The sequence below is a fragment of the Novosphingobium sp. 550D genome (genome assembly GCF_057401885.1).
Window position 1 is genome coordinate 706,417 of the sequence record NZ_CM171613.1, and the last position, 21,960, is coordinate 728,376.

General features: G+C 63.2%; 20 protein-coding genes. 12 read left to right on the forward strand and 8 right to left on the reverse strand.

The window, feature by feature from the left end:
- Position 1 precedes the first annotated feature (1 nt).
- The 5 genes from AC2S2E_RS03340 to AC2S2E_RS03360 are packed head-to-tail and all read left to right on the forward strand — an operon-like array spanning position 2 to position 6,131.
- The gene (locus AC2S2E_RS03340; RefSeq protein WP_476106082.1) at positions 2 to 505 is read left to right on the forward strand and encodes an urease accessory protein UreE; all 504 of its coding nucleotides are present in this window, start codon (positions 2 to 4) and stop codon (positions 503 to 505) included.
- The gene (locus AC2S2E_RS03345; protein ID WP_486523690.1) at positions 432 to 1,175 is read left to right on the forward strand and encodes an urease accessory protein UreF; all 744 of its coding nucleotides are present in this window, start codon (positions 432 to 434) and stop codon (positions 1,173 to 1,175) included. The genes AC2S2E_RS03340 and AC2S2E_RS03345 overlap by 74 nt, the downstream gene beginning before the upstream one ends.
- Positions 1,172 to 1,801: an urease accessory protein UreG gene (ureG, locus tag AC2S2E_RS03350; RefSeq protein WP_486523691.1), complete on the forward strand. Its 630-nt coding sequence runs from the start codon at positions 1,172 to 1,174 to the stop codon at positions 1,799 to 1,801. Before AC2S2E_RS03345 ends, ureG begins: the two co-directional genes overlap by 4 nt.
- Before the next feature lie 8 nt (positions 1,802 to 1,809).
- The gene (locus tag AC2S2E_RS03355; protein ID WP_486523692.1) at positions 1,810 to 5,193 is read left to right on the forward strand and encodes a hybrid sensor histidine kinase/response regulator; all 3,384 of its coding nucleotides are present in this window, start codon (positions 1,810 to 1,812) and stop codon (positions 5,191 to 5,193) included.
- Positions 5,193 to 6,131 carry a response regulator gene (locus AC2S2E_RS03360; protein ID WP_476106086.1) on the forward strand — a complete coding sequence of 313 codons (939 nt, stop codon included), beginning with the start codon at positions 5,193 to 5,195 and terminating at the stop codon, positions 6,129 to 6,131. The genes AC2S2E_RS03355 and AC2S2E_RS03360 overlap by 1 nt, the downstream gene beginning before the upstream one ends.
- Here AC2S2E_RS03360 and AC2S2E_RS03365 read toward each other — a convergent pair.
- Entirely contained in the window at positions 6,121 to 6,978 is an 858-nt protein-coding gene (locus tag AC2S2E_RS03365; protein WP_486523693.1) for a shikimate 5-dehydrogenase, read from the reverse strand. The genes AC2S2E_RS03360 and AC2S2E_RS03365 overlap by 11 nt on opposite strands.
- 156 nt (positions 6,979 to 7,134) lie before the next feature.
- Between AC2S2E_RS03365 and AC2S2E_RS03370 the strand changes: the two genes are divergently transcribed.
- The 5 genes from AC2S2E_RS03370 to AC2S2E_RS03390 are packed head-to-tail and all read left to right on the forward strand — an operon-like array spanning position 7,135 to position 10,887.
- Entirely contained in the window at positions 7,135 to 7,371 is a 237-nt protein-coding gene (locus AC2S2E_RS03370) for a hypothetical protein (RefSeq protein ID WP_486523694.1), read from the forward strand.
- Positions 7,372 to 8,424: a biotin synthase BioB gene (bioB, locus tag AC2S2E_RS03375; protein WP_476106088.1), complete on the forward strand. Its 1,053-nt coding sequence runs from the start codon at positions 7,372 to 7,374 to the stop codon at positions 8,422 to 8,424.
- A complete protein-coding gene (locus tag AC2S2E_RS03380; protein ID WP_486524535.1) occupies positions 8,421 to 9,572 on the forward strand; it encodes an aminotransferase class I/II-fold pyridoxal phosphate-dependent enzyme in 1,152 nt (383 codons plus the stop codon). Before bioB ends, AC2S2E_RS03380 begins: the two co-directional genes overlap by 4 nt.
- Positions 9,569 to 10,153, forward strand: coding sequence for an alpha/beta fold hydrolase (locus tag AC2S2E_RS03385; protein WP_486523695.1), 585 nt, complete (start codon positions 9,569 to 9,571; stop codon positions 10,151 to 10,153). Before AC2S2E_RS03380 ends, AC2S2E_RS03385 begins: the two co-directional genes overlap by 4 nt.
- Complete coding sequence (locus AC2S2E_RS03390; protein WP_486523696.1) at positions 10,150 to 10,887, forward strand: methyltransferase; 738 nt, start codon at positions 10,150 to 10,152, stop codon at positions 10,885 to 10,887. Before AC2S2E_RS03385 ends, AC2S2E_RS03390 begins: the two co-directional genes overlap by 4 nt.
- A 266-nt stretch (positions 10,888 to 11,153) precedes the next feature.
- Here AC2S2E_RS03390 and AC2S2E_RS03395 read toward each other — a convergent pair whose 3' ends face one another.
- Positions 11,154 to 12,500 carry an anti-phage deoxyguanosine triphosphatase gene (locus AC2S2E_RS03395; RefSeq protein WP_486524537.1) on the reverse strand — a complete coding sequence of 449 codons (1,347 nt, stop codon included), beginning with the start codon at positions 12,498 to 12,500 and terminating at the stop codon, positions 11,154 to 11,156.
- 68 nt (positions 12,501 to 12,568) lie between these two features.
- Here AC2S2E_RS03395 and AC2S2E_RS03400 point away from each other — a divergent pair, with 68 nt between their 5' ends.
- Positions 12,569 to 13,195 (forward strand): LysE family translocator, encoded by a 627-nt coding sequence (locus tag AC2S2E_RS03400; protein ID WP_486523697.1) that lies wholly within the window; start codon positions 12,569 to 12,571, stop codon positions 13,193 to 13,195.
- Here AC2S2E_RS03400 and AC2S2E_RS03405 read toward each other — a convergent pair.
- The 6 genes from AC2S2E_RS03405 to AC2S2E_RS03430 form a co-directional block, all read right to left on the reverse strand.
- Positions 13,192 to 14,604: an efflux transporter outer membrane subunit gene (locus tag AC2S2E_RS03405; protein ID WP_486523698.1), complete on the reverse strand. Its 1,413-nt coding sequence runs from the start codon at positions 14,602 to 14,604 to the stop codon at positions 13,192 to 13,194. The genes AC2S2E_RS03400 and AC2S2E_RS03405 overlap by 4 nt on opposite strands.
- Before the next feature lie 8 nt (positions 14,605 to 14,612).
- Positions 14,613 to 16,142, reverse strand: coding sequence for an MDR family MFS transporter (locus AC2S2E_RS03410; protein ID WP_486523699.1), 1,530 nt, complete (start codon positions 16,140 to 16,142; stop codon positions 14,613 to 14,615).
- A gap of 2 nt (positions 16,143 to 16,144) precedes the next feature.
- Complete coding sequence (locus AC2S2E_RS03415) at positions 16,145 to 17,224, reverse strand: HlyD family secretion protein (protein WP_476106096.1); 1,080 nt, start codon at positions 17,222 to 17,224, stop codon at positions 16,145 to 16,147.
- 145 nt (positions 17,225 to 17,369) lie between these two features.
- A complete protein-coding gene (locus AC2S2E_RS03420; RefSeq protein WP_486524538.1) occupies positions 17,370 to 18,296 on the reverse strand; it encodes a formylglycine-generating enzyme family protein in 927 nt (308 codons plus the stop codon).
- Positions 18,297 to 18,373: 77 nt separating this feature from the next.
- Entirely contained in the window at positions 18,374 to 20,101 is a 1,728-nt protein-coding gene (locus tag AC2S2E_RS03425; RefSeq protein ID WP_486523700.1) for a sulfatase family protein, read from the reverse strand.
- Between the two features lie 133 nt (positions 20,102 to 20,234).
- Positions 20,235 to 21,188, reverse strand: a complete 954-nt coding sequence (locus AC2S2E_RS03430; protein WP_486523701.1) for a LacI family DNA-binding transcriptional regulator — start codon at positions 21,186 to 21,188, stop codon at positions 20,235 to 20,237.
- Between the two features lie 228 nt (positions 21,189 to 21,416).
- On the opposite strand from AC2S2E_RS03430, the gene AC2S2E_RS03435 reads away from it, so the two are divergent.
- A complete protein-coding gene (locus AC2S2E_RS03435) occupies positions 21,417 to 21,953 on the forward strand; it encodes a hypothetical protein (protein ID WP_486523702.1) in 537 nt (178 codons plus the stop codon).
- The last annotated feature ends 7 nt before the right edge of the window (positions 21,954 to 21,960 follow it).

The following is a 21,960-nucleotide window of genomic DNA, read 5'->3' on the forward strand; positions in this document are numbered from 1 at the left end:
CTTGACCGATCTTGTTGCGCATGACGTTCTGCCCGCCGGATCATGGGACCGGGCGACGGCCTGCGACCATATCACGCTGGATTATGATGCGCGCCACCGCCGCCGCTATCGCTATATCGCGGATCACGGCACGGATTTCGTGCTGGATCTGCCGCGTGCGGTGCTGTTGCGCCATGGGGACGGGTTGCGCCTGTCCGATGGGCGTGTGGTGCTGGTTCAGGCCGTGCCCGAGGCGCTGATGCTGGTGCGCGCCTCCTCGCCGCTCGAACTGGTCAAATTGGCCTGGCACATCGGCAATCGTCACCTGACCGCCGAAATTCACGAGGATCATGTGCTGTTGCGCCGTGACGGGGTGATTTTCGACATGCTGGTCGGCCTGGGCGCGGATGTGTCGATGGTCGATGCACCCTTTACCCCCGAAGGCGGCGCCTATGCCGGGGATGAAGGGCACGATCATCATCACGACCATCATCACGATCACGGGCATCACCATCATGCTCACTGAAGGCGCGCTCCATCTCCTGCTGGCGTGGACATCGCCCTCGCTGCCCATTGGCGGCTATACCTATAGCCATGGGCTGGAAACCGCCGTTGAAACCGGCGCGGTGCGGCGCTGGGGCGAATTGGTCGATTACGCGGGCGCGGTGGTGGCGCGTGGCGGTGGCTGGGTCGATGCTGTGTTAATCGCCCATGCGATGCGCGCCGCGCATGATCCCGCCGCGTTTGACGCCATCGCCGAATTGGCCACCGCATTCCGGTCGAGCAGCGAAACCGCGCTGGAAAGCCGCCAGCAGGGATCGGCCTTTCTGTCCGTCGTGCGCCGGGCGTGGCCTCATGCGGCGCTGGACGAATTTGCCGCGCGGTGGGGGGACCATCCGGTGGCCCATGGCGCCGTCTTTGCTCTGGCCTGCGCCAAGCATGGGGTGGGCGAAGTCGCCGCGATCCATGGGTTTTTGCATGCCACCGCGGCCAATCTGGTGTCTGCCGGAGTGCGTCTGGTGCCTTTGGGGCAAACCGACGGGCAATTGGCGATGGCGGCCCTGTCCACCCGCCTGCCCGCGATTGTCGGGGCTGCGCTGTCCTGTCCGCTCGATGATCTGGGCACGGCGGCCCCGCTGCTTGAACTGGCCAGTTTTCATCACGAAACCCTTTATACAAGGCTGTTCCGCTCATGACTTCCGTAAATGGCCCTTTGCGCGTCGGTATCGGCGGCCCGGTGGGTTCGGGCAAAACCGCCCTGACCGACCGCCTGTGCAAGGCGATGCGCGATGCCTATAATATCGCGGCCATCACCAATGACATTTACACGCGCGAGGATGCCGAGTTTCTGACCCGATCCGGCGCGCTGGTGCCCGAACGCATCATGGGGGTGGAAACGGGCGGTTGCCCCCACACCGCCATCCGCGAGGATGCCAGCATTAATCTGGCCGCGGTCGATGACATGGCCAAACGCTTTCCCGGGCTTGAGATCGTGTTCATCGAGAGCGGCGGCGACAATCTGGCCGCGACCTTCAGCCCCGAACTGGCCGATATCACGATCTATGTCATCGACGTTTCGGCGGGCGACAAGATCCCGCGCAAGGGCGGCCCCGGCATTACACGCAGCGATCTTTTGGTCATCAACAAGATCGACCTTGCCCCTTTGGTGGGCGCCGATTTGGGCGTGATGGACCGCGATGCAAGGAAAATGCGCGGGGACCGGCCCTTCCTCTTCACCAATTTAAAGGACAACATCGGCCTTGCCGACATCATCGCCTTTATCGTGAAAACCGGCGGATTGCCGGTGCGCGACACGGTCTGAGGCCGCCTGTGAACCTTGATCACATCCTTCATGAAAAGCGGGCCTATAACCAATGGGTGGCCAGCGAGACCATGGAGGATTACGCGCTGCGCTATACCGCGATTTCGGCGCGGCGGTGGAGCGCGGGCCGCGTGGCCGGCACGGCGATCGGGGCCTGCGCCTTTCTGGCGTGTGAGGCGATCGGGGCGGGCATAACGCTCAATTTCGGCTTTGCCAATGCGATGGCGGCCATCGGCTTTACGGTGGCGATCATGTTTGTGCTGGGCGCGCCAATTGCCATTGCGGCGGCGCGGTATGGGCTGGACATCGACCTGCTGACGCGTGGGGGCGGGTTTGGCTATATCGGATCGACGCTGACCTCGCTGATCTATGCCTCCTTCACCTTCCTGCTCTTTGCGGTCGAGGCGACAATCATGGCCAGCGCGCTGGTGGCGATGACCGGCATGGCGCTGCCGCTGGCCTATCTGGCCTGCGCGCTGGTGGTGATTCCGGTGGCGGTTTACGGGATGAGCGCGATCACGCGGTTTCAACATGCCACGCAAGGCATGTGGATCGCGTTGCAAATGGCGCCGATAATCTGGCTGATCTGGGCCGATAATGGCGCGGTCATGGCCGGGTGGAGCCATTTTGCCGGGATGGATGGCGCGCATCGCGGCCTGTCGCTGGTGCCCTTTGGGCTTGCGGTTTCGACGTTGCTTTCGCTCCTGCCCCAGATTGGTGAACAGGCCGACTATCTGCGCTTTACCCCGCCGGTGGAAAAGGTCGGGCGCTGGCGCTGGTGGGGGGCGGTCATGCTGGCGGGGCCGGGGTGGAGCCTGATCGGCGCGGTCAAGCTGATGCTGGGCAGCGCGCTGGCCTGGCTGGTGCTGTCGGGTGGGGGCGATGCGGGCGCAGCGTCCAGCCCGATCGCCATGTTCCACCATGTCTTTACCCGCATGGCGGGCGATGGCCGGGCGGGGCTGGCGCTGGCCGGACTGCTGGTAATTGTGGCCCAGATGAAGATCAACGTCACCAATGCCTATGCCGGGTCGATTGCTTGGTCGAACTTCTTTGCCCGCCTGACGCACAGTCACCCCGGACGTGTGGTGTGGATCGCGTTCAATGTGATTGTCGCCCTGTTGCTGATGGAAACAGGGGTGACGGGCACGATTGCGGCGGTGCTGCCGATTTATGCCTGTATCGCGGCGGGGTGGATCGGGGCGCTGTCGGCCGATTTGATGGTGTCCAAACCTTTGGGCCTGTCGCCCCGCACCATCGAGTTCAAGCGCGCCCATCTTTACGACATCAACCCGGTGGGCGTGGGGGCGCTGGCTTTGTCGATGGTGGCCTCGATGTTGGCCAATGGGGGATTGCTGGGGGCGGTGGCCGAAGCCTTTGCGCCCTTGATCGCATTGGTGGTGGCCTTTGTCGCGGCGCCGGTTCTGGCGGCGGTGACGCGGGGCCGGTTCTATTTTGCCCGCGTGGCGCAGGATCAGTCCGATGGGCTGCAAAGCTGTACCATCTGCGAAAATGCCTTCGAAGCGCCCGATATGGCGCATTGTCCGCTGCACAAGGGGGCGATCTGTTCCCTGTGCTGCACGCTGGAGGCGCGATGCCACGACCGGTGCAAACCGCGTGCCCGCGCCACCCAACAAATGGTGGATGCCGTGAGTGCAATGGTGCCTGAACCCTTGTCGGGCAAGGTGAACACCACATTGGGCCAGTTCGTGCTGGTCATGGTGGTGCTCTCGGGGGTGATGACCGGCATCGTTGGCGCGGTCTATTGGGAAATGAGCCAGCGTATTCTGCCCGAAAGCCTGCCGGCGGTGCGCACCATTCTGGGCGTCACGCTGGTGCTGCTGCTTTTGCTGGGCGGGGTGCTGGGCTGGCTGATCGTGCTGGCGCATGAAAGCCGCCGCTCCGCTCTGGCCGAGGCGGAACATCATGTCGCCAGCCTTCAGGCCGAAGTCGCCGCCCATAATGCCACGCTGGAGGAATTGCATCAGGCCAAGGAATCAGCCGAGGCCGCCAATGCCGCCAAAAGCCGCTATCTGGTTTCGGTCAGCCACGAGATCCGCTCGCCGCTCAATTCGATCTATGGCTATGCCCAATTGCTGGAACGCGGGCATGATATTGCCCCCATCGAGGCGGCGCGCATCATCCGGCGGTCGTCCGAACATCTGACCAATCTGGTCGAAGGCCTGCTTGACATCAGCCATGTCGAAAGCGGCGTGCTGCGCCTGTCGAATGACACGGTGCGGCTGAAAAGCTTTCTGGACCAGATCGCCAGCATGTTCCGCCCACAGGCCCAATCGCGCGGGCTGAAACTGGTTTACGACAAACAGGGCAACCTGCCCGAATTCGTGCGCACCGATCAAAAACGCCTGCGCCAGATCCTGATCAACTTGCTCTCGAACGCGATCAAGTTCACGAAAGCGGGCCAGATCACCTTTGGTGTGTCCTATCGATCACAGGTGATGACCTTTACCATCGCCGACACCGGCATCGGCATCGAAAAGGTCGATCTGGATAAAATCTTTGCCCCCTTTGAACGCGGCACCCATCCCGAGGCGCAGCGGCAAAAGGGCATCGGTCTGGGCCTAGCCATTACGCAGGCATTGGTCCACATCCTTGGCGGCGATCTGGCCGTGACCAGCGAGCCGGGCGTGGGCACGGCCTTCACCGTCCGCCTGATGCTCAGCCCCGTGCAGGCCAGCGTGCAGGAGGTCAAAAGCACCCGCGACATCACCGGTTTCGACGGGCCGCCGCGCAGCGTCCTGCTGATCGATGATGACCCGGACCAGACCTCGCTGCTGCGCGGATTGCTCGAACCTTTGGGCTTTACCATCCATTTCGCCAACAATGGCGATGATGGGCTGAAACTGGCGCAAAAGCATCAGCCCGAACTGGTGCTGCTGGATGTCACCATGCCCGGCCTGTCGGGATGGGAGGTGGCGCGGCGTCTGCGCGCGATGCGCGGCACCGACATACGCATCGTCATGGTATCGGGCGACGCGCATGAAATTCAACAGGGCAGCGCGGGTTTCATCGCCCATGACCAGTTCCTGATCAAACCGGTCGATCTGGACGCGCTGATCGATGCGGTGGGCAGCCTGCTGGGCCTGCATTGGCAGGGACGGTCCGAAGAACCCGAAACGCCCGACGCCGCGCCCGAACGCGACATCCTGCCCGAGGCCGCCCTGCCCTTCCTTTGCGATATCGAGAGCGATTTGCGCATCGGCCATGTGCGCGGCGTGGAAAAATCGGTGCGCGCGATGGAGGCCGCTGTGCCGCAGGCCGCGCCGCTGGCCAAGCGGCTGCTGGCCTGTCTCGACCGGTTCGATCTCAACGAATTGGCCGCTGAACTGGCGCTTTATCAAAAGGGCAAAAGCCCCGGCAAGGATAACGTATAATGCGCCACGATCCCTTGGTGGCGCAAAGCCCGTTGCCGCATGTCGATACGGTTCTGGTGGTGGATGATACGCCCGAATCGCTGCGCTTTTTGGCCGACACGCTGGAGGTGGAGGGCATCCGCGTCCTGATCGCCACCAGCGGCGAGGCGGCGCTTTCGCTGCTGTCCCATATCGTGCCCGACTTGATCCTGATGGATGCGGTCATGCCCGGCATCGGCGGGTTCGAGGCCACACGCATCCTCAAACGCAACCCGGCCAGCGCCCGCGTGCCCGTTATCTTCATGACCGGCCTGACCGAAAGCGAACATGTGTTGGCAGCGCTTGAGGCGGGCGGGGTCGACTATGTGCGCAAACCTTTGGTCATCAACGAATTGATGGCGCGGGTCCGGGTGCATATGGCCAATGCCCGACTGGCACAGGACAGTCAGGCGGCGCTGGACGCCAGCGGGCGGCACCTGATCGCGATGGGGCGTGACGAACATCTGCTGTGGTGGACCCCGCAAGCGGGCAGCCTGCTTTCCGAAAGCTGTCCCGATTGGGACGCGATGCCCGGGCCGGCGCCTGCGGCCATGCGCGCATCGCTCGCCCGGCTTGCCCGTGCGGATGAAAGCGGGGCGACCGTCCGGCTGGAATTGCCGCATTCAACGCTGGAAATGGTGTTGGTGACGCAATTGCGCGGGGCCGAATGGCTTGTCCGCCTCAACGACGTCAATCCGGCCAGCGATATCGCCCTGCTGCAAAGCCGCCATGGCTTGACCAGCCGCGAGGCCGAGGTCCTGCTCTGGATCAGCTATGGCAAACCCAACCGCGTGATCAGCGAGATCCTGTCGATCTCGCCGCGCACGGTGAACAAGCATCTGGAGCAGATCTTTGTCAAGCTGGGCGTGGAAACCCGCGCGGCGGCGGCGGCTCTGGCCGTGCGGGTGATCAGCGGGTAATCGCCGCCATCAACCGCGCGGCCGTCGCATCGCCATGGGCAAAGCGCGTGGCCTCGATCACCAGTTCGGGCGACGGGCGGATGCCGGTGTAGAGTTCGAACTGTTCGATGGCCTGCAGCACGATGACTTCGGCGCCCGAAATGATCGCCTTGCCCGCCTGCTCGGCCGCGATGATGAAGGGCGTTTGCGCAGGTTGAGCCACCACGTCAAAGGCGATGGCGCAATCCTCGATCATGGCACGGGGAAAGGCCAACATGTCCGCATCGCCCCCTTCCATCCCCAACGGCGTGACATTGACCAGCAAAGGCGCGCCATCCTCCGGCAAATCGGCCCGCCACGTATAGCCATATTGCGCGGCCAGCGCCCCGCCCGCCTCCTCATTGCGCGCAACAATCGTGCCTTGCGCAAAACCCCGATCGCGCAGGGCCGCCACCACCGCCTTGGCCATGCCCCCGCTGCCGCGCAGGATAAAGGGTTGGGCCGGATCGGCATCGCTGGCCGCGATCAGATCGCGCACGGCGATGAAATCGGTGTTGTAACCCGTCAGTCGCCCGTCATCATTGACGATCGTGTTGACGCTCTCGATCACGGCTGCCGAGGGTTCGATTGCGTCCAGCAGCGGGATCACCGCTTCCTTGAACGGCATCGACACCGCCGACCCGCGAATGTTCAGCGCCCTGATTCCGCCCACCGCCGCGGGCAGGTCGCGCGTCGAAAAGCTCTTGTAGATAAAGTCCAGCCCCAGCGCTTCATAAAGCCAGTTATGCAGCCGCGATCCCGCATTGCCGGGACGCCCCGACAGGGACATGCAAAGCTGTGTATCGCGGCCAATGGGGGGCTTGGTCATGCAAAAATCTCCTTTGTTGGCCGGTTTAGCCCGTTCAGCACGGCAACGCTAAAAGGAATACGTATCGGAGAGGATCACATCCTTTGCAAAGAAGTGGTTTGCAAATTTGCAAGATTACCATGGACGCCGCCCCCGTCCTGACGCATCACCCGCGCCATGTCCCATCCGCCCGCCATTTGCCTGACACGGGCGCGATCCGGTTCACGATCGGGCCCGCTCACTATCGAGATGGTCCTTTCATCGCTTGATGGGTTGAGCCTGGCGCGGACCCGGCGTATCGCGGCCACCATATCGGCGCTGGACGGCGGCAAAGGCAGGCGCAGGGCAGCCCCCCATTATGCGCAGGCCATTGCCCAATATGCCCCGCGCCGCGCCGAATTGGAGAATGATTGAATGACCGCCCCCGCTTCTGCCGACCTGCGTTACGACTGGACCCGCGAGGAAATTGCCGCCCTGTTCGACCTGCCCTTTACCGAGTTGGTCTTTCGCGCGGCGCAGGTTCACCGCGAAAACCATGCCCCCAATGAGGTGCAGCTCTCCACGCTGCTCTCGATCAAGACCGGCGGATGCGTCGAGGATTGCGGCTATTGCAGCCAGAGCGTCAAGGCAGACAGCGGGGTCAAGGCCACCAAGCTGATGGAAGTGCAGTCGGTCCTGCAAGCCGCCGCCCGCGCCAAGGATCAGGGGTCCAGCCGTTTCTGCATGGGCGCGGCATGGCGCAACCCCAAGGACCGCGACATGCCCGCCATCATCGAAATGGTGAAGGGCGTGCGTTCGATGGGCCTTGAAACCTGCATGACGCTGGGCATGCTGTCCCCGGCGCAGGCCGATATGCTGGCCGATGCAGGGCTGGATTATTACAACCACAACATTGATACCAGCCCCGAAAAATACGAGGAAATCACCAGCACCCGCAAGATGAGCGACCGTCTCGACACGCTGGGTCAGGTGCGCCGCGCGGGCATCAACGTGTGCAGCGGCGGGATCGTCGGCATGGGCGAAACGCGTGAGGATCGCGTGGGCTTTGTCCACACGCTGGCCACGCTGCCGTCGCATCCGCAGAGCGTGCCGATCAACGCGCTGGTCCCGGTCAAGGGCACGGTGCTGGGCGATATGCTGGCCGATACGCCGCTGGCCAAGATCGATGACGTGGAATTCGTGCGCACCGTGGCGGTGGCGCGTATCACCATGCCCGGATCGATGGTGCGCCTGTCGGCAGGGCGCGAATCGATGTCGGAAATGACCCAGGCTATGTGCTTTATGGCGGGCGCCAATTCGATCTTCACCGGCGACAAGCTGCTGACCGCGCCCAATGCGGGCGATGACAATGACATGGCGATGTTCGCCCGCCTTGGCATCAAGCCGATGGCGGTCACGCGCACCGATGCGGAAATCGCCGCCGAATCCATGCCCAAGGGCTGCGTCAAGCTGGAGCAGATGGTCTGAAGGCGTTTGAAGACCTGCTTGCCGCCGCGCTGGACCGCATAGACCAGCGTGGCGAACGGCGCATCCTGCGCGCCACGGTGGCGCAGGGCGCGGGGCGTTTGCTGCGCGACGGGACGGTGCTGGTCGATTTTTCCAGCAATGATTATCTGGGCCTCTCGCGCCATCCCTTGCTGGCACAGCGCAGCGCGGAATGGGCATTGGCCCATGGCGCAGGCTCGGCGGCCTCGCGGTTGGTGACGGGCACGCATCCGCTGCATCTGGCGGTCGAGGAAAAGATTGCCCGGTTCAAGGGCAAGGAAGCCGCGCTGATCTTCCCCAGCGGGTGGCATTGCAATGCTGCGGTGCTGGCGGCTTTGCTAAAGGCCGCGCCGGGGGCACAGCTTTTCACCGACCGGCTGATCCATGGCAGTTTGCACGCGGGCGCAGCGGCGCATCGACAGATCCGTTTCCGCCACAATGACCTGTCGCATCTGGCACAATTGCTGGAACAGGCCGAGGGCGGGCCAAAGATCATCGTCACCGAAAGCGTGTTCAGCATGGATGGCGACCGGGCCGATGTCGCCGCGCTGTCGGCTCTGGCAAAAGCCCATGATGCGTTCCTCTATGTTGACGAGGCCCATGCCACCGGCGTTCTGGGTCCGCAGGGGCGCGGATTGACCTATGGTCATGACGTTGATCTGGTCATGGGCACGTTCAGCAAGGGACTGGGCGCGATGGGCGCCTATGTCGCGGGCAGCCGGTTGCTGATCGACTATCTGGTCAATGCCTGCGGAGGGTTTATCTTTTCGACGGCCCCCTCGCCCGCGATGTTGGGGGCGGTGGATGCGGCGCTCGATCTGGCGCCCGATATGGATCGTGAACGGGCGGTTTTGGCCGACCACGGCGCCTTTTTCCGCGCGCATCTGAACGAGGCCGGGATCGGCACAGAGCGCAGCAGCACCCAGATCGTCCCCGTCATCGTGGGCGAGGCCGAGGCGGCGGTCGCCTTGGCGCAGGATCTGACGCGGGCGGGCATGCTGGCCGTGGCGATCCGCCCGCCCACCGTGCCGCCGGGCACCAGCCGGTTGCGCGTGGCGCTGCATGCCGATCATGCGCGCGCCGATGTCGAAGCCCTGGCGCAGGCCATTGCGGCGCGGATCGGGCGATGAGGATCGCCCTGCTCCACGGCTGGGGTTTTGACGCGGGCGTGTGGGATGCGCTGGCGCCGATGTTGCCGGGTCAAATGATCCGCATGGATCGCGGCTATTTCGGCGCGGCGGCGGATTGTGGGCGGCCTGATGTGATGATCGGCCATTCGTTGGGCGCTATGCTGTTGGCGCGGCGGTGGCCGGACGTGCCGCTGGTGGCGATCAACGGGTTTGACCGCTTCTGCGGGCCGGATGCCGTCGCCCCCCGCATTGTCGAGCGCATGGCCAAACGTTTTGCGCAGGATGCGGCGCGGGTTCTGGACGATTTCCGCGCCGGCATTGATGCCCCACCTGCCCCGCCGATTGTTTCACGTGAAAGCCTGAGCGCCGATCTGGCACTGCTGGGCGATCAAACGGCGGCGGGGGGGCATGGCGCGCCCTTGCTGGTCCTGCAATCCGGGGATGATCCGCTGTTGCCCGCCATTCTGCGCGAAAAGACGTTTGGCGGCGCGGCGGCGCAGGTTTGCCGCGATGGCGGGCACATGTTGCCGGTTACGCGGGCCGCATGGTGCGCCGGGCATATCCAGGCGTTTGTGCGATGATGCCGGGCCGCCTGATTGCCGACGCCTTTGGCCGGGCGCAGGATTATGACGCCCATGCCGGGGTGCAAGGGCAAGTGGCCGAGGCCTTGGCCCGGTGGATTGCCGAGGCGGGTTGCGGGAACGCGCGCCGCGTGCTGGAAATCGGCTGTGGCACGGGGCTGCTGGGCGCGGCGCTGATGCCGATGCTGGACGGGGCGGCATGGTGCATGACCGATCTGTCGCCCGCCATGCTGGCGCGGGCGCGGGCGCGTTTTGCCGGGACGGGCGGGATCACCTATCGCGTGATGGATGGTCAGGTGCCCGACATCGACGGCCCCTTTGACCTGATCACCTCCAGCCTTGCCTTTCAATGGTTCGATGATCTGGCCGGTGCGCTGAGGCGATTGAAAACCTTGCTGGCGCCGGGCGGAACGCTGGCTTTTGCCACGATGGTCGCGGGCAGTTTTGCCGAGTGGCGTGAGGCGCATGGCGATCTGCCCTGCGGCATGGCGGAATATCCATCGGCACAGAATTTGCGCGCGATGGGATGTGATGTGCGCGAAATATCGCTGTCGGTGGGCGGCGGCGGGCGGGCGTTTCTGCGCCATTTGCGCGGGATTGGCGCCGATGTGCCGCGCGCCGGTCATCGTCCGTTGAGCGCGGGCCAGATGCGTCAGGTGATCGCGCGATTCGATTCGCATGGGGGTCAGGCGACCTATCGCGTGGCGCTTTGCCTGCTTCGATGCGACCGTTAGAATGCTGCGCTGCAAAATGCAGTTTTATGCAAATTGGTCTTTGGTACCATAGGCCATAGCGCAAAATCGCCCGAAAACGCGGTTCTTTGCGTTTACGTAATCGGAAGTTGCGTTATTTGCATCAAACGCCTTCATTTTGCACTTGCGAACAAGCCCGGTGATCCGCATAAGGGACGTGCCTTTCAGGCATCCTCTCCCAAACTTTCCAAAGGCCAGCCTCCGGGCTGGCCATTTTTTTGCCTGTCGTCCGGGGCAAGGCCGCCGGATTACAGCCGATCGAACACCGATCCCATGCGGGGGGCAAACAGACGCTCATAGGTTTTGAGCAGGCTGGTGTCGGTCATCGACGCCACATAGTCGCAAATCGCCCGCACCCCATATTGATCATACGCAGGCAGACGGTCACGGGGCAGCAGGCGCCTCGGATCAGCCTGCATCGCCTCGAACACGGCCACCACCATCGTCTGGCCCTTGAACTCGAGATGCTGGACCGCCGGACTGGTGATCACCTCGCGCACGACCAGATCTTTGAGCACATCAAGGAAAGCCTTCTGCCCCGGCGCCATCCCCACGCGCCAGCGCAACAGCGGCGAGGCAAACTCTTCCATCTCGACATAATGCACCGCCGTCAGGAAATGATGCACCAGCCGACCGATGAAGCGTTTCCGGCTGTTTTCGCCGCCATAAAGGCCATCGACGAATTGGCGCATGACGTCATTGGCGCTCTCGCCCGGATATTTGGCCTTGAGCGCGTCGAGGAACGTGGGACAGCGATCCGTCACCGCCGCGGCAAATGTCTCGCGGTGGATGAGGTCAAGCGCGATGGCATCCTCAAGATCATGGACGCCGTAGGCAATGTCATCGGCCACATCCATGATCGAACAATCGAGCGATTTGTGGCGCGATTTAGCATGGCCGCCCGGTTTGGCCGTAAAGCTTTGGAACAGGGCCCGGTCCGATGCGGACTCCGATGCAGACAAAGGATCGAGAATCCAATCCACCACGTCCCGCTCGCTATCCAGATAGCATTTGGGCGGCTTGGCGCTGGCCGCATCGATGATGCGCAAGGTGGTTGGGCCGGTTGCCAACCTCGGCGTGATGTCCGGATTGAGCACATCGGAAAAAGCCACCGGATATTTCAGCACGCCCAGCAAAGTCCGCCGCGCCAGATTGGCCCCCGCCCCTTGCGAGAAAGTCTCCAGCCGCGAGAGGATGCGCAGCGTCTGGCCATTGCCCTCAAACCCGCCATGGTCGCGCATACAGTAATTCAGCGCCACCTCACCCCCATGGCCAAAGGGCGGGTGGCCGAAATCATGGGTGCATCCGATGGCATGGATCAGGCTGCGCCCCGGCAGGATCGCGGTGGCGGGATGATCGGGCGCGTCCTTTTGCAATTGCCGCGCAATGCCGCCTGCGATCTGCGCCACCTCCAGCGAATGGGTCAGGCGCGTGCGATAAAAATCGCTGTCGCCAAGGTTGAGGATTTGCGTCTTGCCCTGAAGCCGCCGGAAAGAGGCCGAATGGATCACCCGCGCATAATCGATGTCGCCGCCATCGCGGGCGTCCTCACTTTGCGGGGTCCAGTTTTCGCGGCGGGCCAGCCAGGGCATCATGTCATCCATGGGCGCGGCCTATAGCATGGCTCGACACAGGTGCGCGCGGCTGTCACAGAATTATCCCCATGGAACAATTGTGGCAATTGCTGGGGCTGGCGGGCGTGCTGTTGCTGGGTTTTATCAGCCCGGGGCCGAATTTCATCGCCGTTACCTCGATCACGATGGGCGGCACGCGCCGTGCCGGTCTGCTGGCGGGGCTGGCGATGGGGCTGGCCTCGGCGACATGGACGTTGATGGCGGTAGTGGGCATGGGGGCGGTGCTCAAGACCTCGCCTGCCGTGCTGATGGTGCTGCGCTATGCCGGGGCGGCCTATCTGATCTGGCTGGGGGTGAAACTGGTGCTGGGCGCGCGCGCTCCCATGCCCGGCCCGATGCCCGCCCCGGTGCAGGACGCCGCCCATGGCCTCCACGCCTTTCGCCGCGCCTATCTGGTCAGCATGACCAACCCCAAGGCTTTGGCCTTTTACGCCAGCGTGTTGACCGTCATCATGCCGCCCCACCCGCCGCTGTGGTTTTCGGTCGCGCTGGTGGCGATTGCCGGGCTGGTGTCGGCGGGGTGGTATTGCGCGGTCGCGCTGGGCTTTTCACACCCACGCGTTCTGGCCGGATTTGCCCGCGCCAAATTCTGGATCGAAGGGGCCATGGGCCTTGCGCTGATGGCGATCGGCGCAAGGCTGATGATGGATGTTTAGCCTTCCCAGCCCAGACCCAGCGCCTTGGCGATGGCGATATAGTCCACCACCACTTCGGCGCGGCCCTGTGCGCTGGTGATCGCGGCCTGCAATACCTGGGCTTCGCGTTCGGTCTGTTCCAGCTTGGAGGATGTCCCCGCGCTGACCCTTTGCGCGCCAAGGCGGGCGCTGGACTGGGCCGTGCCTTCGCCCGCTTCCAACTGCATCAGGCGTTCACGCGCGGCCCCGAAACGCGACAGGCTGCTTTCGGCATCTTCCAGAGCGGTCAGGACGGCGCGGCGATATTGCGCCTGCGCGCTGTCGCGCTGAGCCTTGGCCTGCGCTACGCTGGCCTGTCCCTTGCCCCAATCGAGGCCGGACCATTTGATCTGGGGCAGGATGCCATAGGCCGCTGTCGCCGGATCGACGATGCTGGTGATCGAGGAACTACCCATGCCCAGAATGCCGGTGAAGGACAGGCGGGGGCGCAATTTCGCCCGCGCCACGCCCACCTGCGCCGTTTGCGCGGCCAGCAGGCGTTCGGCCGCGCGCACATCGGGACGCCGGGCCAAAAGATCGGCCGGATCACCCACCGCCACCTTGGCGGGCAGAACGGGCAGCGGCTTGACCTGCGCCAATGCGGCATCCAGTTCCCCCGGCGCCTTTCCGGTCAGCACGGCGAGCTGGTTCATCGCCACTTCGACCTGCGCCCGGATCGGGGCGGCCTGTGCCATGGCGCTGCGCATATCGCCTTCGTAACGCGCCACATCGGCCAGCGTCGCCACGCCCGCGCCATGGCGTTGCCGCACAAGGCCCAGCGCCTGTTCGCGCAAGGTGACGACCTGCGCCACCATTACCGCGCGGTTCTGTGCATCGCGCAGGTTCACATAGGCCTGCGCCACCTGCGCCGAAAGGCTGACCTGCGCATCGGCCAGCTGCGCCTTGGCCCGATCCTCATTGGCGCGGGCATTTTCATTGGTGCGCTTGTTGATGCCCCAGAAATCCGGTTCCCACGAGGCCGTCGCGCCAAGGTTGTAGATTTCGAGCGAGCTGCGGCTTCCCCCCGCGCTGAACGCCGGGAGTTCGGCCTTGCCCGCGATAAATGTGGGGGCAACCGAAGGCAGATCGCTGGCCTTCCTCTGGCGCAGCACCGCGGCGGCTTCGCGCACCTTGGCCTGAGCATCCTCGACACTGGGGCTGTGGGCCAGAGCCTCGGTGATCAGCGCGTTAAGCTGCGCATCGCCCAACACTTCCCACCAGCGGGCCAGAACGGGCGCATCCTGCGCATCCACGGCCCCGCGCACAAAGGCTTTGCCATGGGCCATCTTGGGCGGCCCGGAATAATCCGGCCCCACCGCGCAGGCGCCCAGAGCCAATGGCAGCGCCAGCGGCAACCCCACAGCAATCATCATCGGCAAACGGGTCATCATGGCTCTCGTCAATGCATAGGAACGTCGGGCGCGGCGTCTTTGGAAAACGGGCGCAGCAAAAGGACCAGCGGCAGCACGATCAACGTACCATAGCCCATGATCCGGAAAATATCGTTATAGGTCATCACCAGCGCCTGAAGCTGAAGCTGGCCCTCGATCTGGGGCGCGGCGCGCAGCAGGCCGCCCATCGCGCGCACCTGATCCTGCACCATCACGCTGTTGGCGTGGAGCGTTTCCTCCAACCGGCGCGTGTGGAGCCAGATACGGTTGTCCTGAATGATGGCAATCCCGGCCAGAGCGATGCTGCCCCCCAGGTTACGCACCGAATTGAACAGGCCCGACGCGTCGCCCGCCAGTTCGCGCGGCACCGAACGCACACAGGCCTGTGACAGGAACAACATGCCCAAAATCTGACCCACGCCGCGCATCAGCTGGGATTCGACGAAATCGCTGCCATCCGAACTCATCGTCATGCCCGTGTCGACCAATGACGACACGCCCATGATCGCCAGCCCGAAGAACACCGCCACGCGCACGTCGATACGCTTTAACAGGATCGGCACGATGGCCATCATGAACAGGCTGGGCAGGCCGGAGATCAAGACGATCTTGCCCGATTGCAGCGCGTTGTAATTGGCCACCGCCGCCAGAAACTGGGGGATCACATAGGACGTGCCATAAAGCACCATACCCAGCACCAGCCCCATCACCGCCACCGCGCCAAATTGCCGGTCGAGCAGGAGCCGAAGCTGAATCACCGGGCGCTTGGCAAATTTCTGCCCCAGAAACAGGCTGACAAAGCCCAGCGCGCTGACCAGCGCCATTTCGCGGATCAGGTCAGAGGAAAACCACTGCTCACGCTGCCCTTCCTCCAGCAAGACCGTCAAACCGCCCAGCCCCAGCGCCAATCCGGCAATGCCAAACCAGTCGGCATTGGCAAATTCGCCCAGATGGCTTTTCTCATGCGGCAGGCCCAAAATCAGCAGCATCAACAGCGCGATACAGACCGGCAGGTTGAGGAAGAAGGCATAGTGCCAACTGACATTCTCGGTCAGCCAGCCGCCCACCAGCGGCCCCATCACCGGCCCCATCACCACCGTCACGCCAAAGGCGGCAATGCCGATCGGTTGCTGTTCACGCGGCAAACGCATGGCGATGATCGTCTGCGCCGTGGGGATCAACGCCCCCCCGGTAAAGCCCTGACCCACGCGCCCGATGATCATCATCGTCAGGCTGTCGGCCCAGCCGCAGATCATCGAGAAGAACGTGAACAGGCTGGCCGCGATCAGCAAAAACGTGCGCAGGCCCAGCACCCGCTGAAGCCAGGCGGCCAGCGGGATGATGACGATTTCGGCCACCAGATAGGACGTGGCCACCCACGTCCCCTCGGTGCCCGAAGCGCCGATTTCACCCTGAATCGTAGGCAGCGCGGAATTGACGATGGAAATGTCGAGCGTCGCCATCAGCGCGCCCAACGTTCCCGCCGCCACCGCCAGCCATGCCGACAGGTCGGCCTTTACCGGAGGCGCATCGACCATGATCAATGCGCCGTTTTCGTGTCCACCATCGCCGTCACCGACAGACCCGGCACCAACAGGCGGCGCGTATCGGCGTCGGCTTCAATGCGGATGCGCACCGGCACGCGCTGGACGATCTTGGTGAAATTGCCGGTCGCATTGCTGGGCGCGATCAGGCTGAAGCTGGACCCGGTGCCAGGCGCAAGGCTCTCGATCTTGCCCTTGATGGCGCGGCCATCGAGAGCATCGACCTTGATCGACACATCCTGTCCGGGGCGCATATGGGCCAATTGCGTTTCCTTGAAATTGGCCACGACATAGATCTTGGACAAAGGCACCAGCGTCATCAGGCGCGTGCCCGCCGACACGAACTGGCCCTGCATCACGGTCTTGTCCCCAATGCGGCCGTCGATGGCGGCGCGGATCGTGGTGGCGTCCAGATCGACATTGGCGGCGTCAAACTGGGCCTTGCCGCCCTGTCCCTGCGCGGCGGCCTGTCTGGCCTGCGCCTCGATGCTGGCGATGCGGCGTTGCTGGGCCTCGATGGCGGCTTCCTGTGCGCGGACCTGCGCGGCGGATTGATCGGCCGCGGCGCGCAATTGCGACAATTGCTGCGCCTGTTCTGCCCCGCTCGCCACCAGAGGCGTAAAGCGCTTGACCTGATCGGCGTCGAACTTGGCTTTGGCTTGCGCGGCGCTCAACTGGGCGCGGGCCTGTTCGATCCCGGCGCGCTGTTCGGCAATGGCGGCCTGCGCATTGGCTTCCAAGGCCTGCGCAATGGCGACCTGCGCCGATGCCTGCGCGGTCTTGGCCTTGTAATCGCGCGGGTCGAGCGTGATCAAAGGCGTGCCCGCCTTCACATCCTGGTTATCCTGAACCAGCACCTGTGCCACATAGCCGGAAATACGCGGCGAGACGGCCAAAGTATCCGCCGCGATCTGGGCGTCGTTGGTTTCCTCGATATAGCGACCATGGGTGAAATAATCCCACCCCCACCAGCCGCCGCCCAGCAAAACCGCCAATCCCAGGATGGGCAGGACTTTGCGTGCGGTCGAAGACGAGGAATTCTCAGAGGAATCAACAGTCGGGGGAGTTTCGGTCATGCAGTACTCTCATACGTACCAGGGCCAAATCGCATGCCAAACCTATTGGCCAAGCATCGTTATGCTGGGGGTATAGTGGTTTTCCGCCAGTGACAAGCCTGTCAAAAGCGCTTCCCTGTCCGTAAACCATACGGTGTAATGGAAGTCAATCAGCCCGATGGTCCATCACGCAACGAAAACCTATGTGGCTGGTTGAACTGTCTATCGATTGGGGGTGGCGGGCCGCCGGTCGATAGCGCTGGCAATAGGATGGCGCGCATAGGTGCGAGCCGCCCTTGATCACCTTGCGCGGGATTTTGGCGGTGGGTTGGGCGGGATCGAAACTCTTGGCGCGAAAACCCCCACGCGGATTGTCGATGGCGCAACAGGCGCTCTTCTTGCGCGGGCGCGCATCGCCCGGCAGGCTCCACCAATCCTCGCAGATTTCCCAGACATTGCCGATCATGTCATGGATGCCATAACCATTGGCGGGAAAGGCGCGCACCGGGCTGGTCCGTACCCAGCCATCGGCGGCAGTGTTGGCAAAGGGGAACAGGCCCTGCCATGTGTTGGCCCTATGCTCGCCCCCCGGCGTCAATTCGTCCCCCCATGCATATTCGGCATCCTCCAGCCCGCCGCGCGCGGCAAATTCAAACTCGGCCTCGGTGGGCAGACGCTTGCCCGCCCATGCGGCATAGGCGGCGGCGTCCTGATGCGTCACATGCACGACCGGGTGGTCAAGAATATCCGCAATATCGCTCTCCGGCCCCAACGGATGGCGCCAGCACGCCCCCGCCACCCATCGCCACCATTGCGACGGATCACCCAGATCCACCGGCCGGTCGGTCATCGTGAAAACCAGCGATCCGGCCACCGCCAGCGCCGGGTCCATGCCCGGATAATCCCGCGGATCGGGCGGGGTTTCGGCAAAGGTCTTGTATCCGGTGGCCGCGACAAAAGCGGCGAATTGCGCGTTGGTCACCGGGGTTTCATCAACCCAGAATGAAGCAACCCGCACCTTTCGGCGCGGGGCTTCCTCCGGATAAAAGGCCGAAGATCCCATCATGAACACGCCGCCTTCGACAAGGCGCATATTCGATGGGGCGGGCGAAGGCTGCGGCATGGTCATCGCCTATGTCTATGTCCGGATAAACGGCTTGCAAAGGCCCCTTACTTTTCGGGAATCTTCTTGAGCTGTTCGGCCACGGTGGGCGAATTGACGAAAGGCCTGCCCGCCGCTTTGGCCGCGCCCTTGGCCATGGTGTCTGGCATGATGTCGTCCAAACGGTCGGTCCGATTGGGCTCGACCAGCCATTCTTCCGGGAAAGGAGCCGCCCCCGTCCCCCCCTTCATCCGCCGCACCGAACCGATGGCCTGACGCGCGGTATAGGGGATCATGTGCTTGCCCTTATCATTCGCCATCTGTTGATAGAGGGCGGCGCGCAGGGTGATCTTGTCGTTCAGATGCGCCGGATCGTCGATCAGATTGGTCATCTCGGTGGGGTCGGCGCCGATGTCATACAGTTCCTCGCGGTCATAGATGCCGTGATACTGAATATACTTCAGATTGCCGCGCGTAATGGCAAATGTGGTGGGCGTTTCGGGGAAGCTCCATTCCCAGTAATATTCGTAGATGAAATCGCTGGGGTTCCACTGTGCAGGCTTTTGCGCGCCGGTGATCAGGCCCCATGCGTTCTGGCCCTCGAACTGTTGCGGCATGGTTTTCACGCCCGCCGCCGTCAAAAAGGTCGGAGCGAAATCGAGGCCGCGCACGCGCCCCGTGTTGACCGTATTGGCGGGCACCGTCCCCGGCTCCCACATCACCAGAGGCACGCGGACCGATGCCTCATAGGCGGTGCGCTTGTCGATCAGCCCATGGTCGCCGATCTGGAACCCATTGTCGCTGGTGAACACGACCAGCGTGTCCTTTTCCAGATGGTTCTTTTTCAGGTACGCCATGATCCGACCAAGGCTGTCATCCACCGCCGAGAGCGTGCCATAGTAATATTTCAGGTATTCCGTCATTTTCATGTCGGAATTATAAAAGAAATCAATACCATGCCACGTATTGCGCTGATCATAGACCCAGCGCGGCTTGCCCTTGTAATTTTCCGGCGTGTTTTCCGCGCTGGCGGGCAGGGCGAATTTTGCCTTGTCATACTGATGCGCATAGCGCGGCGGGGGCAAGGGATCGGAATGGACCGCCTTGTGCGAAAGGTAGAGGAAGAAGGGCTTCTTGGGATCACGCTCCTTTTCCAGCCAGTTCATCGCATAATCGGTCAGTTCGTCGGTGATATAGCCGGTCTGGGCAACCTCTTTGCCATCGACGTTGAACATATTGGCCTTGCCCGCAGCCACGGCGGCGGCAGGCAGGTCGCCCGTGGGGTAATAATGCCCCTGCCCCTTGAAGCTGAGCCATTTGTTGAAGCCGGGGCGCGGGGCGTCGGTGTCATTGCCCATGTGCCATTTGCCGATAAAGGCGGTCTGATACCCGGCCTGTTGCAGATAGGCGGGGAAGAAGGTCAGCCCATCCTCGGACGAATTGTTATTGTCCACCACGCCATGGTTGCGCGCCGTCATACCCGTCAGGATCGTCGCGCGGCTGGGGCTGCACAGCGAGGAGGTGGTCACGCCATTGGGGAAATAGGTGCCCTCACGCGCCATCTTGTCGATGTTGGGCGTCTGCAACAGGCCCGGTTGCAGGAAGCCCATGCCGTCAAAGCGCAGATCATCGACCAGCACGAAGATGATGTTGCGCGGACGGGCGGGCGCTTCGGGCGCCGGGGCCTCTGCGGGCTTGGCAGCAGGTTTGCGGGCCGCCTGCGCGACGCCACCCTGAAACGCCATGACGGCAAAGCATGCCGCGCCGCCCAGAATCATTTTGTGCAATTTCGCCATCACCAACCATCCCCTGCCTGGCCAATTCTTTGACCCATCCGCGCGCCAGAGAGGATTGCCGCCCCCGCGCCATCTTGGCCCCATGCATAATCGGGCCGCGCGGGGAGTCAAGAAAATACCATCGCTGGTACTTTTAGGCCGATTCGCGGATCACCAGATGGTGGGCAAAGCCCGCCTCCCCCAGATCCCGACCCAAGGCCATATCCACCGCAATCCGCGCAATCTCCTCGACCGGCTGGTGAATGCTGGTCAGCGCGGGGAAGCACATCTGCCCCTCGATCGAATTGTCGAAACCGGCAATCGCCACATCCTGGGGCACGCGAAACCCCATGCGCAATGCGCAGGCCATCGCGCCCAGCGCCATCTGATCATTGGCGGCGAAAATCGCGGTGGGCCGTCGGGGCAAAGCCATCAGTTCGCGAAAGGCGCGCTCGCCCTCGACAAAGGTCATGCCCGCCCGCACGACATGGGTTTCGGGAAAATCCAGCCCCCACCCAGCCAGCCCTTCGCGAAAGCCCGTCAGCCGTTCTTCGGATGCCATTTCGGGCCGGGGCGGCGCGATCATGGCCAGACATTGATGCCCCTTGTCCGCCAGATAATCCGCCATTTCGCGGGCAATCGCATGGTCATGCACTGCCACGCTGCGCCCCACGCCATCCTCGCGCCCTGCAATCCGCACCACCGGCTTGCCCAGCGCCGACAGGGCCGAAAGCACACGCAAATTATCCGCAAAGGGCGGCACCACAATCACCGCATCGGGTTCGCATGACAGGGAAATCGCCGCATCTTCGCCATCGATCACCTCCAGCACCAGATGATAGCCCACCTTTCGACAAGCATCCGCCGCGGCCACCATAATGCGCGAAAAATAGCTGTAGGTCAGGCGGGGGGCGATCATGGCGATGATGAAACTGCGCCCGCTGGCCAATTGCCGCGCGGCCAGAGCGGGGCGGTAATTCAGCGCGCGGATCGATGCCTCGACCTTTTCGCGCACCTTGGGCCGGACGGTCTGCGCGCCATTGATAACGCGTGACACCGTCTTGATCGAAATGCCCGAATGCTCTGCCACATCCTTGATCGTTGCCATTGCGCGCCATCCTTTGATCGGTTGGCTGATGCGCCAATTTACCTGTCATGCGCAAGGAGAATGATTAAAATACCAACGATAGCACTTATATCGCTACCATCGCTGCTCACGATTGCATTGGACGAAACCGCCCGCAACCTGTAGGGCTGGCCATACCGTCAGCATCATTATGTCGCGCGCTGTCGGCTGAGAGTTGCCATGCTCCCGCTTGCCATGGGAGCATCCATCATGATCCGACAGGGTGAAAATCGGCAAACTGATCCGGCAAAACACTGGTTCGACCATACCAATGCGCAGGCATTGCATACCAGTTTCGCCACGCTGGAGGCCGGTTGCCGCTATCTGATCGCGCGTGCCGCGCAAACGCGCCCCGCGCCCAGCCCGCTCAAACCGCAGGTGTTGATGCGGGTTTCGGGCAACCATCTGAAAGAACTCGACCGGTTCTTCTCGCTGCTGATCAGCGAATATCGCGGATTCCTGCAGGCGATGGCGCCCAAGGCCTATCGCCGCGCCCCGGCCGATCTCCACCCGCTGGACAAACACCGGCCCCGCCTGCGCGCGATCCGGCGGTTACAGGTCGTGGCCTGTGATCAACCCGTGCGCAACCATTGCGCCTTGACCGCGCGCGATCTGGCCATGGCCTCGCTGGGCGTGGCGGGCGGGAAACAGGCGGCAGGACAGCCCTTTGTCCTTGACGATCAGGCTCTGGCCGAAATCGCGCGCTTTTATTTGACGCTGGCGGGTGAAGTGATCGGGTTGGGTTAAGCCCCGA

What these genes read in the sequence shown, in the direction of transcription:
- AC2S2E_RS03345 (WP_486523690.1), top strand. Translation starts at nt 432, where the DNA reads ATGCCGGGGATGAAGGGCACGATCATCATCACGACCATCATCACGATC.
- ureG (WP_486523691.1), top strand. Translation starts at nt 1,172, where the DNA reads ATGACTTCCGTAAATGGCCCTTTGCGCGTCGGTATCGGCGGCCCGGTG.
- AC2S2E_RS03360 (WP_476106086.1), top strand. Translation starts at nt 5,193, where the DNA reads ATGCGCCACGATCCCTTGGTGGCGCAAAGCCCGTTGCCGCATGTCGAT.
- AC2S2E_RS03365 (WP_486523693.1), bottom strand. Translation starts at nt 6,978, where the DNA reads ATGACCAAGCCCCCCATTGGCCGCGATACACAGCTTTGCATGTCCCTG.
- AC2S2E_RS03370 (WP_486523694.1), top strand. Translation starts at nt 7,135, where the DNA reads ATGTCCCATCCGCCCGCCATTTGCCTGACACGGGCGCGATCCGGTTCA.
- bioB (WP_476106088.1), top strand. Translation starts at nt 7,372, where the DNA reads ATGACCGCCCCCGCTTCTGCCGACCTGCGTTACGACTGGACCCGCGAG.
- AC2S2E_RS03385 (WP_486523695.1), top strand. Translation starts at nt 9,569, where the DNA reads ATGAGGATCGCCCTGCTCCACGGCTGGGGTTTTGACGCGGGCGTGTGG.
- AC2S2E_RS03390 (WP_486523696.1), top strand. Translation starts at nt 10,150, where the DNA reads ATGATGCCGGGCCGCCTGATTGCCGACGCCTTTGGCCGGGCGCAGGAT.
- AC2S2E_RS03395 (WP_486524537.1), bottom strand. Translation starts at nt 12,500, where the DNA reads ATGATGCCCTGGCTGGCCCGCCGCGAAAACTGGACCCCGCAAAGTGAG.
- AC2S2E_RS03400 (WP_486523697.1), top strand. Translation starts at nt 12,569, where the DNA reads ATGGAACAATTGTGGCAATTGCTGGGGCTGGCGGGCGTGCTGTTGCTG.
- AC2S2E_RS03405 (WP_486523698.1), bottom strand. Translation starts at nt 14,604, where the DNA reads ATGATGACCCGTTTGCCGATGATGATTGCTGTGGGGTTGCCGCTGGCG.
- AC2S2E_RS03410 (WP_486523699.1), bottom strand. Translation starts at nt 16,142, where the DNA reads ATGGTCGATGCGCCTCCGGTAAAGGCCGACCTGTCGGCATGGCTGGCG.
- AC2S2E_RS03415 (WP_476106096.1), bottom strand. Translation starts at nt 17,224, where the DNA reads ATGACCGAAACTCCCCCGACTGTTGATTCCTCTGAGAATTCCTCGTCT.
- AC2S2E_RS03420 (WP_486524538.1), bottom strand. Translation starts at nt 18,296, where the DNA reads ATGCGCCTTGTCGAAGGCGGCGTGTTCATGATGGGATCTTCGGCCTTT.
- AC2S2E_RS03425 (WP_486523700.1), bottom strand. Translation starts at nt 20,101, where the DNA reads ATGGCGAAATTGCACAAAATGATTCTGGGCGGCGCGGCATGCTTTGCC.
- AC2S2E_RS03430 (WP_486523701.1), bottom strand. Translation starts at nt 21,188, where the DNA reads ATGGCAACGATCAAGGATGTGGCAGAGCATTCGGGCATTTCGATCAAG.
- AC2S2E_RS03435 (WP_486523702.1), top strand. Translation starts at nt 21,417, where the DNA reads ATGATCCGACAGGGTGAAAATCGGCAAACTGATCCGGCAAAACACTGG.